The 13109-nt window shown below is 69.7% G+C and carries 7 protein-coding genes; 3 read left to right on the top strand and 4 right to left on the bottom strand.

Annotated features, from left to right (window positions below; all coding sequences use genetic code 11):
- Positions 1-69 precede the first annotated feature (69 nt).
- The 4 genes from ACX9NE_RS10480 to ACX9NE_RS10495 all read right to left on the bottom strand — a co-directional run bounded on the left by ACX9NE_RS10480 (position 70) and on the right by ACX9NE_RS10495 (position 8626).
- The gene (locus ACX9NE_RS10480) at positions 70-1836 is read right to left on the bottom strand and encodes a PE family protein (RefSeq protein ID WP_459361596.1); all 1767 of its coding nucleotides are present in this window, start codon (positions 1834-1836) and stop codon (positions 70-72) included.
- Positions 1837-2639: 803 nt separating this feature from the next.
- Entirely contained in the window at positions 2640-3455 is an 816-nt protein-coding gene (locus ACX9NE_RS10485; RefSeq protein WP_459361597.1) for a PE family protein, read from the bottom strand.
- Positions 3456-3648: 193 nt separating this feature from the next.
- Positions 3649-6183, bottom strand: coding sequence for a PE family protein (locus ACX9NE_RS10490; protein WP_459361598.1), 2535 nt, complete (start codon positions 6181-6183; stop codon positions 3649-3651).
- Between the two features lie 115 nt (positions 6184-6298).
- A complete protein-coding gene (locus ACX9NE_RS10495; RefSeq protein WP_459361599.1) occupies positions 6299-8626 on the bottom strand; it encodes a DEAD/DEAH box helicase in 2328 nt (775 codons plus the stop codon).
- A gap of 321 nt (positions 8627-8947) precedes the next feature.
- On the opposite strand from ACX9NE_RS10495, the gene cspA reads away from it, so the two are divergent.
- The 3 genes from cspA (at position 8948) to topA (ending at position 12869) form a co-directional block, all read left to right on the top strand.
- On the top strand, positions 8948-9151 hold the full coding sequence (cspA, locus tag ACX9NE_RS10500; RefSeq protein WP_003419650.1) for a cold shock protein CspA: 204 nt from the start codon (positions 8948-8950) through the stop codon (positions 9149-9151).
- Between the two features lie 127 nt (positions 9152-9278).
- Positions 9279-9857, top strand: coding sequence for a hypothetical protein (locus ACX9NE_RS10505; protein ID WP_459361600.1), 579 nt, complete (start codon positions 9279-9281; stop codon positions 9855-9857).
- A gap of 204 nt (positions 9858-10061) precedes the next feature.
- Complete coding sequence (gene topA / locus ACX9NE_RS10510) at positions 10062-12869, top strand: type I DNA topoisomerase (protein ID WP_459361601.1); 2808 nt, start codon at positions 10062-10064, stop codon at positions 12867-12869.
- Positions 12870-13109 lie beyond the last annotated feature (240 nt).

Below are 13109 nucleotides of genomic sequence, written 5' to 3' on the forward strand. Positions count from 1 at the left end.
CCGGGTTGGCCGGTCCGCGAGCATGGTGGGAATCTCATTGCGGTGAAGGCAGATCCGAAAGATCCCGGACTATGACACGTTGATCCCGTTCTGCCCGAGCAGCCGGCCGCCGGCGCCGCCGGCTCCACCGGCGCCTGTCGACAACCCCCCGAAACCGCCGTAGCCGCCGTTGCCGCCGTTACCGATCAGTCGGGCTTTGCCGCCGTTGCCGCCCTGGTAGCCGGTCGCGCCGGTCGTCGGCACGCTACCGCCGGCTCCGGCGTCGCCTCCGTTGCCGATCAATCCGGCGTCGCCGCCGTTGCCTCCCGCGCCGCCGCCAATCTGGCTGCCGTCGCCGCTGGCGCCACCGGCACCGCCGTTGCCGTACAACATTCCCGCGTTTCCGCCGTCGCCGCCGGCTCCGCCGAACACTCCGACGCCACCCACCGCGCCGGCACCGCCGTCACCGATGAAGCGCGCCGCACCGCCCGCGCCGCCGGTGCCACCGGTCTGGCCCACACCGCCTGGGCCGCCGCTACCGCCGGAGCCGACGAGTATGCCGCCGATGCCGCCCACGCCGCCGCGGCCGCCGAGGGCCCCGCTGCGGGTGCCGCCACCGACGCCTCCATCGCCGCCCGCGCCGAGAATCCCGCCGGCATCGCCCCCGGCGCCGCCGGCGCCGCCGTTGCCGGTGATTGAACTGCCGCCCTGGCCGCCGGCGCCGCCGTTGCCGGTAAGCAAGCCGCTGGTTCCGCCGCCGCCACCGGCACCCCCGTCGCCACCGATCGCACTGCCGCCGGCACCGCCCCCGCCCCCGTCTCCGATCAGCAGACCGCCCCGCCCCCCGTTACCGCCCGCGCCGCCACCGCCCCCGGCGTTGGCGAAGCCACCTGGTCCACCTTGACCACCGTTGCCGTACAGGGAGCCTGCGGCGCCGCCCTGGCCGCCGTTGCCGCCGACGGCGCCTTGGCCGCCCGCACCGCCGCGGCCGCCGTCACCGAAGAGTCCGCCGGCACCCCCGGCGCCGCCGTGGCCGCCGCCGGGCGCGCCGTTGCCGCCGTTGCCGCCGACGCCGCCGTTGGCGAACAGACCGCCGGACCCGCCGGCACCGCCGTCACCACCGACCAAGAGGCCGTTACCACGGCCCCCGGTACCACCGGCGCCACCGGTGCCGAGCAGGCCACCGGGGCCGCCTGCGCCGCCCGCCCCGGCGGCGCTCGGGGACACGGTCAAGGGGCCGTTGACACCCCCTCCGGTACCGCCGGCGCCGCCCTGACCGAACAGCAATCCGCCGGCGCCGCCGGCGCCGCCCGCCCCGGCGGCGCCGACCACTGCCGTTGCACCGGCTCCTCCGGCGCCTCCATTGCCGAACAACCCTGCTGCGCCGCCGTTTCCGCCGTTCCGGCCGATGCCACCGGACCCACCTGCCCCGCCGTTGCCGAACAGCAGTCCACCGTCCCCACCGTTCAGGCCGCTTCCGGGTGCTGCGTTGACGCCGTTGCCGATCAGTGGTCGGTTCAGGACCGCCCGGGTCGGCGTATTGATCACGTCCACCAACGCCTGCAGGGGAGAGGCGCCGACGGCTTCCGCCCCGGCATACGACGCGGCGGCCGAATTCAACTGCAGCACGAACTGCTGCCGCAACGTGGACACCTGCGCTTCCAGCATTTGGTACGCCCGGGCGTGCGCGCTGAACAGAGCGGCAATCGCCGTCGACACCTCATCAGCCGCTGCCGGCGCGACGGATGTGGTTCGGATGGCGACCGCGCTCTGGGCTGCGTCGATCATCGATTCGACCCCGGCCAGGTCCGACGCGGCCATGAGCAACGATTCGGGGGTGACGGCAAGATGGGACATGCGTGTTCTTCCTCCGGGCGCGTACATCCAGACGGTGTCCGCGCGTCAGTTGAGTGTCGGAGTAGGTATTTGGCCCGTCACAACACGGCGCGGTCTACCGCCGAGCGATTTGTCATACCGACAGGCGGATTTCCGGCGAAATTTTTTCGTGAAGTGGCCCACGTGCGTGTTGCGTTTGCTGCTCGAAGCCAGGTACGTTTCTGCTGCATTCGCGTTTTGGCAGTGTGGCTGGAATTGTGGTCCGATCACACGAAGCGAATCCGTGGAGGTCGGCCGTCGAGGGGTCGGTCGCCGTCCACCGGATTACGCAGTGCAATTCATGTCGATAATCATGTCGATCGTCTTCCATTGCTATCGGGCGGCATGGAACACGTTGTAGTGGCGATATCGGTAAAACTGCAGGTTTCCGGGCGGAGCGCGGCTCAGCCTGAGCGTGGTCCGCAATCTCGGCTCGAGAGTGCCCCGCCGGCTTCTCGTGCGGCTGGATCTCGGCAGCTTCCGTCGACGCGTCCATCCAGAGAATTTTGGAATTCCCGCTCGTGTGGAATGCGATCATTATCTTCATGCCTCCTCCGGCATTTCCTATGGCCGGTCCGTCAATGGAAATTAGCAGACGTTCGGCCCGGTGCCGATGGCTCAATATCGCCATTCAATATTTATTCCACAATCCTTCAAAGTTTCTGTCGGCCAAGGGCGCCCGCGCCGGCACATCATCGACCGCGGTGCAGAAAGGCGAGACAGAATTGATCCTCGAGATGTCGGTAACCGGGTTATACCGATACCGGTAACCGGCCGTCTTCCGTTTACCGGCCGGGGGCGCCCGACGAGAGCCCGCCACTGCCGCCGTTGCGTGCCGCGACGCCCGTCCAAAGGCTGCCGGCAGTGCATCGGGTTCTGATCGTCCACCCGTCACCGCAGGGGCCGACCAGATTCGAAGTAGCGCCGGCGGTGCGGCCAGAGGCGGCGCCGAACGAATCGGTGCGGTCCTCGAGCAACCGGTTCAGCAGGCCGCCGGCCCCGCCGGTCCTGGCAACGCCACCGGACCAGCCACCCACAGCTGCGCCGAGAACGCCGGTGCGAAGCAGAAGCCCACCACTGCCGCAGTTTCCGCCGGCCATTACGGCCTCGGTCGATGAGCCCCCGCGCACGCCCTCGGTTCCGCCGCCACCTTCCGGCCGGAGTGCTGCGCCGGCCCTCGGGTTTGCCGTGCCGCTCCCGCGTGAATTCCCGCCACGGTACTGACTTGTGTTGGGTGTAGCCGCAGTCTTCGTTGCCGCGGCGCCGGTGCCGGCCAGTGCGTCGGAGACCGGGTTCAGCACTGGTTGTAAGGGGGAGGCGTTAGCGGACTCGGCCGAGGAATAGGTGTCCGCACCGGCGCTGAGCTTCTGCACGAACTCAGTGTGAAACTTCTCCGCCTGCGCGCTGACCGTCTGATAGCCCCGGGCGTGTCCGGAGAAGAACGCCGCTACTGCGGCCGACACCTGATCGCTGGCGGCGGCCGATACCGCGAGCGTGGGCGCCGCCGCGGTTGCATTTGAAATGTGAAGCGTGGAGCCGATGCCGGCCAGATTGCGAGCCGCGGTCACCAAGCGGTCGGGCGTCGCGCTGACAAACGACATGACACCTCCCAATCGGTCTACGACGACAGACTCGGCCAGTGTCTGTAATCCGTTCGCTGCGCAACGACGGATATGAGCACCGTAGCGCCATTTCGGGCAAATGTAGCCAATGATTTTTGGAGAGTTTCGCTACGGCTGCTCGCCGGGCGGTTCGAGGTGCCCGTCGTTGCCACCGACGGGCAGCAAGCAGCGGTCAGGTCAGCCCGTCCAGACCGTCCGCGCCGATCAACTTGCCGCCGGAACCACCGGTGCCCGCGGTGCCGTTGATGCCGCCGACCCCGGCGTTGCCTCCGTTTCCGCCTACGCCGATCCATCCGGCGCCGCCACCGGCCCCTCCAGAACCGCCGAGTCCATTGGCCACACCGCCGGCTCCACCAGAACCGCCGATCCCCCACAGCGTTCCCGCGGTCCCACCCTGTCCACCGGCGCTGCCGTGGGATCCGAAGCCGCTTCCACCGGCCGCGCCGGAACCGCCGGCGCCGATCAGACCCGAGGCACCGCCGAACCCGCCGGCTCCGCCTGCGGCGCCGCCAAAGGTGTTGCCACCGGCTCCGCCGGCGCCGCCATTTCCGAACAATCGCGCGCCGTTGCCGCCGTCACCACCGGCGCCGCCCAGGATGTTGGGAACGATGGCGGCACCATGCGTTGATCCGCCCGCACCGCCGATCCCGCCGTCACCGAACAGGAGACCGGCATTGCCGCCCGCCCCACCAGCGCCGCCGGCTTCGTTATCGCCTGCTCCGCCGATGCCGCCCGCCCCACCCGAGCCGCCCAGCGTGCCGGCATCGCCGCCGGCGCCGCCGGCCCCGCCGGTGTTGATGCCATACCCGCCGTCCCCGCCCGCGCCGCCGCCGGCCAGCGGGCCGAGCAGTCCGCCTGTCCCGCCGGCGCCACCGCCCCCACCGGCAGGCCCGCTGAGGGTGGCGCCGCCAACCCCGCCTCGTCCGCCGGCGCCCACCAGACCGCCGGCGCCGCCGGCACCACCGATGCCACCGGAACCGAAGGCGGAGGCTCCGCCCATGCCGCCTATCCCGCCGTCGCCGGATATCCACCCGCCGGCGCCACCGGCGCCGCCCGCCGCGCCGGCGGCAGTTCCGGCGCCGCCGGTACCACCGGTGCCGAACAGCCCGGCGGCACCGCCGGCGTTACCGCTGCCGGCCGCGCCGGAGCCGCCGGCCCCGCCGTCGCCCAGCAGCCACCCGCCGGGCGCGCCCGCGGCCCCGGTGCCCGCGGCTCCGGGCGTTCCGTTGCCGATCAGGGGCCGCCCGGTCAGCGACTGGACTGGCGCGTTGATCGCGTTGAGCAGCTGTTGCTGCGCGATGTGCAATTGGCTGCCCCCGGCCGGCGCGTTGAAGCCGTCCAGACCCAGCAACGCCCCGCCGGCGCCACCTGCGCCGACGCTCGAGCCGGTTCCGCCGTTGCCGCCGTTACCGATCAGCACCCCGTTGCCACCGCTTCCCCCGGCCCCTCTACCGCCGCCTTCGCCGCCGGCGCCACCGGCGCCGCCATTACCGAACAACTGGCCGCCCTGGCCACCCGATCCGCCCGCCCCGCCGGTGCCGTAAGGGGCGACTCCGCCGGCACCGCCGACCCCGCCGAAACCGAGCAGGCCGCCGTCTCCGCCGGCTCCGCCGGCACCGCCGTTGCCGAAGAAGCCGAACCCGCCGTCCCCGCCCGCTCCGGCACTCGAGAACAGCAGTCCGGCGTTGCCGCCGGTGCCGCCGTCACCCCCGGAGCCTCCGATGCCGACGCCGCCCTGCCCACCTGCGCCGCCGTGGCCGAACAGCCGGCCCGCGTTCCCGCCCGCTCCGCCGACCGCGCCGGTGCCGCCATAACCGCCGGCGCCGCCCGCCCCGCCCGACCCGGCGAAGAACCCACCGCTGCCGCCTGCCCCGCCAACCCCGCCATTCCCGTTCCCGGATCCGCCCACGCCGCCGTTACCGCCGCCGGCGCCGACCAGCCCGGAGAGCAGTCCACCGGCTCCGCCCGTCCCACCGGCCCCGCCGGCCCCGGTGCCGCTGAGCCCGCCGGTTCCGCCGGTCCCGCCGGCACCCAACAGTCCGCCGTTCCCTCCGGCGCCGCCGACGCCGCCGTCCCCGCCCCTGGTCGCCGCCCCGCCTGCCCCGCCGGCTCCGCCATTACCCCACAGCCCACCGCCGGTGCCGCCGGCTCCGCCGGCCCCGCCGGCTCCGGTCGAGGAGTTGGCGCCCGCTCCACCGGCACCGCCCACACCCAGCAGCCCGGCGCTCCCGCCGTTGCCACCGCTTTGGCCCGTGCCTGCCGCGCCGGACCCGCCGGCCCCGCCATTGCCGATCAGCCACCCGCCGTCGCCGCCATTGAGCCCGCTTCCGGGGGCGGCGTTGGCTCCGTTGCCGATCAGGGGCCGCCCGGTCGCCGCCGTAATCGGCGCGTTGACGGCGTCCACCACCGACTGCAAGGGCGAGACGTTGGCCGCCTCGGCTCTGGCGTAGGCGTTCGCACCCGAATTGAGGGCCTGCGCAAACCGGTCGTGAAACGCCATCATCTGCGCGCTCAGGCTTTGGTAGGCCTGGCCATGTCTGGAGAACAGAGCTGCCAGCGCCGCCGAGACTTCGTCGGCACCGGCGGCCAGCACCGACGTCGTGGCGGAGGCTGCCGCCGAATTCGCCGCCTGCAGCGACGAGCCGACACCCACTACATCGGCTGCTGCCGCTGCCACCGCTTCCGGGCTGGCAATAACGAACGCCATCGTTTCGATCCCCTTTTGCATCAGTGGAGCCAGTACTCCGGCTACCACCGTCGCGCAGCAGGGGCCACAGCACCCTCGGTCAATCGGCGGGTTCGGAGTACGAAACTTTCTCCCCCTATCGAGGGAGGACGAGTTGTTCGGCGCGACCCAACTCCGCCAGCACCAGCCGCAGCACCTGCACCGCGCCCGCTTTGTCCAGTGGGTCGTTGCCGTTGCCGCATTTCGGCGATTGCACACACGAGGGGCATCCGCGCGGGCATTCGCAGGCCCGGATGGCCGCGGCGGTGGCTCCCAGCCAGGTCGCCGCCCGGCGGAAGCCGCGTTCTGCGAATCCCGCTCCACCCGGATGCCCGTCGTAGACGAATACGGTCGGCAGGCCGTCGGGGCCGAGCGCGGTGGACAGCCCGCCGATGTCCCCGCGGTCGCAACTGGCGACCAACGGCAGCAACCCGATCGCGGCATGTTCGGCGGCATGTAGGGAGCCCGGAATCCGTACCGCTTCAATACCGTGGCGAGACAACGCATCCGGATCGATGGTGTACATCACCGCGGTGGTGGGCAGCGAATGTTGCGGCATGCTGAGTTCGACGAAGTCGATCACCTCGCCGTTGCCACGACGGCGCAGGTAACCGATCACCCGGTGAGTGACGGTCACCGGGACCAGGCCCAGCGTGACCGCTCCGAAGGCAGAACGCTCGCCCTGTCCGGTCACCGCGATGTCGGTGATCTCCCGCGCGAAAGTGCTGTAGCCGGGATCCTCGGCGTGGACGAAGGCAATGCCCTCGTCCAAGTCCAGTGAGTCGACGACGTAGCTCTCGCCCTGATGCAGATATACCGCGCCGGGATGCACGCACGCCGGCGCCTGCCCGACGCCGGCGTTGCCCAACAGGCGACCGGTTTCGGATTCGACGATGGCGATCTGCCCGCCGATGGACCCCCGAATGTCGACGGCCGCATGCGGCTCCATGCCCGGAGCGGGAAAGTACTTGCCGCCCCGCCGTTTCAGCAAGCCGTCGTCGAGAAGACCCGCCGCGACCTCAATCGCGTCCAGCGACCGGACTTCGGCCTCATCGAGTGGAAGTTCGGTTGCTGCGCAAAGCAATTGCGGTCCGAGAAGATAGGGATTGCGAGGGTCGATGACGACTCGTTCCACCGGCTTGTCCAGCAACGCGGCGGGGTGATGCACGAGGTAGGTGTCCAGTGGATCGTCCCGGGCGATCAGCAGCACCAGTGCGCCCTGCCCGCGGCGCCCCGATCGGCCTGCCTGCTGCCAGAACGACGCGACCGTGCCCGGGAACCCGGCCAACACGACCGCGTCCAGCCCGGCGATGTCGACACCCAGCTCCAGGGCGTTGGTGGTGGCCAGCCCGCGCAGCCGGCCCTCGGCCAGATCGTTCTCCAGCGCACTGCGGTCCTCGGCCAGGTAGCCGGCCCGATACGACGCGACGGTGCCCGACAGCGCGGGCGCGACCTCGGCCAGACGGGCCCGTGTCCCCAGGGCGGTCAGTTCGGCCGCACGCCGGGACCGCACGAACGTCAACGTCTGCGCGCCCTCGACGATCAGGTCGGCCATCACCCGGGCGGCCTCGGCGCCCGCCGACCGGCGGACCGGGGCTCCGTTTTCGCCCACCAGGTCGGTCAGCAGCGCCGGCTCCCACAGCGCCACCGTGCGGGCACCTTGCGGGGAACCGTCCTCGGTGACCTCGGTGACCTGTTGACCGATCAGCTCGGAGGCCGTCATGCCGGGTGAGTCCGTCGTCGCGCTGGCGAAGATCACCGTCGGATACGACGAGTAACGCGCGCACAGCCGTAACAGACGGCGCAGCACCATGGCCACGTTGGAGCCGAAAACCCCGCGGTAATAATGGCATTCATCGACAACGACGAAACGAAGACCGCGCAGCAGGACCGCCCAGCGGGCGTGGTTGCGCAGTATCGACACGTGGGTCATGTCCGGGTTCGAAAAGATCCACCGGGAACGTTCGCGCGCGAATCGGCGCACCTCGGCGGGACTGTCGCCGTCGTAGGCGGTGGGTGCGACGTCGTTGAGGGCAGCCGCGGCGACAAGAGCGTCGGCCGCGCGCAGTTGGTCACGTCCCAGCGCCTTGGTGGGCGACAGATAGAGCACCCGCGCCCGCGGGTCGCCGGCCAGGGCATTGAGCACCGGAAGCTGATAGGCCAGCGACTTTCCCGATGCGGTGCCGGTGCTGACCACCACATGACGTCCGGAGTGTGCGAGGTCGGCGGCGCGTACCTGGTGTGACCACGGCATCCGGATGCCCCGGTCGGTGAACGCGCGCACCACGTCCGGCCGCACCCACGCCGGCCAGTCCTGCGGCCGGCCGACCCTGGGCGGCAACTCGGCGCTGTGGCGCAATGGGTGCTCATCCGGCGCCGCGCCGGCGAGGGCGGCGACCAGCAACTCGCTGCCGAAACTCGTCATCAACCACCTTTCCTGAGCCCTCGAGGACCGGGTTCGGCCCCGCAGGATGACACTGACGTAAATTCACCCGCCGATCCACGCCCGTGAGTAACCAGTCTGTGCCCGTGGTCTGTCGCCGACGCGATGAACATGGTTGACTAATTGCGGTCGCAGCTTCTGTGTTCGTGTAAAACTTTCGCAGGATCGACGTTGCGGTCGCGGTTCCTGCGAGGTTATCTGTCGGGTGAAGTTCCGGCGACTCCGCGAAGGTATGGCGGTCGTGGCTGGCCCGGGGCACCGAAAGGCGGCGCCCCGAACCCGAAGAAAAGGAAAGATCGAGAAATGCCACAGGGAACTGTGAAGTGGTTCAACGCGGAGAAGGGCTTTGGCTTCATCGCCCCCGAAGATGGATCCGCGGATGTATTTGTCCACTACACGGAGATCCAGGGGACGGGCTTCCGCACCCTCGAAGAAAACCAGAAGGTCGAGTTCGAGATCGGCCACAGCCCTAAGGGCCCCCAGGCCACCGGAGTCCGCTCGCTCTGATTCGAGCAGATTCTCCAACGGAACCCCCGGCGCCGTCCGGGGGTTTTCGTTTCTGCCCGGCGCGCACCGGCCCGCCGCGCCGGTGCGGAGCAGCGGCGGGTCCACTCGCTGGCCTACTGTCTGTGGCGTGAGCCAGCTTTCCTTCTTCGCGGCGGAGTCGGTGCCGCCCGCGGTTGGGGATCTGTGCGGACTGCTGGCGGCGCCCGGCCAGATAGTGCTGGTGGGGACCGGTGCGAGGTTGTCGGTGGTCGTCGACGGGACCTGGCGTGCCGCAGCGCTGGCCGAGATGATCCGGGAGGCCGGCCTGGTCCCCGAAATCACCCGGACCGACGAGAACCACCCGTTGGTGCGAACCGCCGCGGACCCGTCGCTACGCACTATCGCCACCGAATGGACGCGAGGTGCCGTCAAGACGGTTCCACCGCGCTGGTTGCCCGGGCCGCGGGAGCTGCGGGCCTGGACCCTGGCGGCGGGCAGCTCTGAGGGTGACCGTTATCTACTCGGGCTTGATCCGCACGCACCTGACACCCACTCGCCGCTGGCGTCGGCGCTGATGCGGGTGGGCATCGCTCCCACTCTGATCGGCACCCGCGGCGCCCGCCCGGCGTTGCGGATCAGCGGCCGTCGGCGCCTGTCTCGCCTGGTAGAGAACGTCGGTGAGGCTCCAGACGGTGCGGCGGCGGCAGCGCAGTGGCCACGGGTTTGACGACCCCCCGCGACCCATGCCAACGCGGCCCGGTTTGCGCGGGCCCGCCTAATGGTGCGAAATTGTCAGTTGCCCGCGGGGGCAAGGCACGGCGGCGGACCGATGGATCACCGGAAATCCGGAATATCGGGGAGCCGCCCTGTCATTGTTGCTGCGAGACGGTTCCGCCCAGGGACCGACATAGGAGATGGAGCGTAGGCGCAGTTGGTTGACCGGGCCCCCAAGAGGGCTAGCAGTGGCAGAAACGGGAGCACCCGGCGACTCGTGATCGTGGAGTCGCCGACCAAGGCGCGCAAACTCGCTGGTTACCTCGGCTCCAATTACATCGTCGAGTCCTCGCGTGGTCACATCCGCGACCTGCCCCGGGCCGCCGCCGACGTGCCCGCGAAGTTCAAATCCGAGCCGTGGGCGCGGCTGGGAGTCAACGTCGACGCCGATTTCGAACCGCTCTACATCATCAGCCCGGAGAAGAAGAGCACCGTCACCGAGCTCAAGGGCCTGCTCAAAGACGTCGACGAGCTCTACCTGGCAACGGATGGTGACCGCGAGGGCGAGGCGATCGCCTGGCATCTGATGGAGACACTCAAGCCGCGCATTCCGGTCAAACGGATGGTCTTCCACGAGATCACCGAACCGGCCATCCTCGAGGCCGCGGAAAACCCGCGCGACCTGGACATCGACCTGGTCGACGCGCAGGAGACCCGCCGCATCCTGGACCGGCTGTACGGCTACGAGGTCAGCCCGGTGCTGTGGAAGAAAGTGGCGCCGAAGCTGTCTGCGGGTCGTGTCCAATCGGTGGCCACCCGCATCATCGTGCAGCGCGAACGCGACCGCATGGCGTTCCGCAGCGCGTCCTACTGGGACATTCTGGCCCGGCTGGACGCCAGTCGGTCCGACCCCCAGGCCCAACCGCCGACGTTCACGGCGCGCCTGACCAACGTCGATGGACTGCGCGTGGCCACCGGCCGCGACTTCGACTCGCTGGGCGCGCTGCGCAAGGCCGACGAAGTCGTGGTGCTCGACGAGGCCGGTGCGACGAACTTGGCCCGTAACCTGCAGGGCGCGCAGCTCAGCGTCGCCTCGGCCGAGGAAAAGCCCTACACCCGCCGTCCGTACCCGCCGTTCATGACGTCGACGCTGCAGCAGGAGGCGGGCCGCAAGCTGCGGTTCTCCTCCGAACGCACGATGAGCATCGCGCAGCGGCTGTACGAGAACGGCTACATCACTTATATGCGTACCGACTCGACGACTCTGTCGTCATCGGCCATCAACGCCGCGCGTAACCAGGCGCGGCAGCTCTACGGCGAGGAATACGTCTCCCCGTCGCCGCGGCAGTACACCCGCAAGGTGAAGAACGCCCAGGAGGCGCACGAGGCGATCCGGCCCGCCGGAGAAACGTTCGCAACCCCTGACGCGGTGCGCCGCGAGCTTGACGGCGATGAATTCCGGCTCTACGAGCTGATCTGGCAACGCACGGTGGCCTCGCAGATGGCCGATGCGCGGGGCACCACGCTGAGCCTTCGCATTGAGGGCCGGGCCGCTGAGCAGCAGGTGGTGTTCTCGGCATCGGGCCGCACTCTGACCTTCCCGGGCTTCCTCAAGGCCTACGTCGAGACCGTCGACGAACTGGCCGGGGGCGAGGCCGACGACGCCGAACGCCGGTTGCCCAACCTGTCGCCGGGACAGCGACTGGACGCCATCGAGCTGACGCCGGACGGTCACTCCACCAACCCACCCGCGCGCTACACCGAAGCCTCGCTGGTGAAAGCGCTGGAGGAGTTGGGGATCGGCCGGCCGTCCACATACTCGTCGATCATCAAGACGATTCAGGATCGCGGCTATGTGTACAAGAAGGGCAGTGCGCTGGTGCCGTCCTGGGTCGCGTTCGCGGTAATCGGATTGCTGGAGCAGCATTTCGGCCGTCTGGTCGACTACGACTTCACCGCAGCGATGGAGGACGAGCTCGACGCCATCGCCTCCGGCAATGAGCGACGCACCAACTGGCTCAACAACTTCTATTTCGGCGGCGACCACGGGGTGCCCGACTCGGTAGCCCGCTCCGGCGGCCTCAAGAAGCTGGTCGGTGTCAATCTGGAGGGCATAGACGCGCGAGAAGTCAACTCCATCAAGGTATTTGACGACGCTGAAGGTCGCCCCGTGTATGTCAGGGTCGGCAAGAACGGGCCGTATCTGGAGCGCACGGTGCCCGGTGACGGCGGTGAACCGACTCCGCAGCGAGCCAACCTCAACGACTCGCTCACTCCCGACGAGCTGACTCTTGAAGTGGCAGAAGAGCTCTTCGCCACTCCACAGGAGGGGCGGGTGCTGGGCGTAGACCCGCAGACCGGCCACGAAATCGTTGCCAAGGACGGCCGCTACGGTCCGTACGTGACCGAGGTGCTGCCCAAGTCCGAGGGTGGCGACGAGGGCGGCGCCGGGGCGAAGAAGGGCAAGAAGCCCACCGGCCCCAAGCCGCGGACGGGTTCGCTGCTGCGCAGTATGGATCTGCAGACGGTGACGCTGGAGGACGCGCTCAAGCTGCTGTCGTTGCCGCGGGTGGTGGGGGTGGACCCGGCCTCCGGTGAGGAGATCACCGCCCAGAACGGACGCTACGGCCCATACCTCAAGCGCGGTACCGATTCCCGGTCGCTGCAGACCGAGGAACAGATGTTCACCATCACCCTGGACGAAGCGCTTCAGATCTACTCCGAGCCCAAACGTTCGGGGCGCCAGGCCGCTTCGGCGCCGCCGCTGCGCGAGCTGGGTACCGACCCGGCCTCGGGCAAGCCCATGGTGATCAAGGACGGCCGGTTCGGACCGTATGTCACCGACGGCGAAACCAACGCCAGCCTGCGCAAGGGCGACGACGTGATGTCGATCACCGATGAGCGGGCCGCCGAGCTGCTGGCCGACCGCAAGGCCCGCGGACCGGTGAAACGGACCGCGAAGAAAACCACGCGCAAGGCGCCGGCGAAGAAAGCACCGGTGAAGAAGGCCGCCAAGCGGAGCTAGCCTCCCAGTCGGCGGGAGCCGTGGGCGCCGCGGTCCTTGCGGCGGATGCCGTTGTGGTGCTGCGTTGTTGCGTGCCGATCGCCGCAGCGGGACGCCGGGCGGAATCGTCGAATTCAGATGCTGGATAAGGACGTACAGCCGACCCGGATACCGCACGACTCACATCGCCGGCGCGGGTGCAGACGGCACCGACCGCTCACCGCTTCCGTGGCTGGTCGGTCAGGAAATCACGCGGTCCCG

The sequence above is a fragment of the Mycobacterium sp. ML4 genome, from assembly GCF_054515735.1.

Bases quoted from the DNA above. Each gene is read 5' to 3' on its own strand.
- ACX9NE_RS10480 (WP_459361596.1), bottom strand. From the start codon at position 1,836: ATGTCCCATCTTGCCGTCACCCCCGAATCGTTGCTCATGGCCGCGTCG.
- ACX9NE_RS10485 (WP_459361597.1), bottom strand. From the start codon at position 3,455: ATGTCGTTTGTCAGCGCGACGCCCGACCGCTTGGTGACCGCGGCTCGC.
- ACX9NE_RS10490 (WP_459361598.1), bottom strand. From the start codon at position 6,183: ATGGCGTTCGTTATTGCCAGCCCGGAAGCGGTGGCAGCGGCAGCAGCC.
- ACX9NE_RS10495 (WP_459361599.1), bottom strand. From the start codon at position 8,626: ATGACGAGTTTCGGCAGCGAGTTGCTGGTCGCCGCCCTCGCCGGCGCG.
- cspA (WP_003419650.1), top strand. From the start codon at position 8,948: ATGCCACAGGGAACTGTGAAGTGGTTCAACGCGGAGAAGGGCTTTGGC.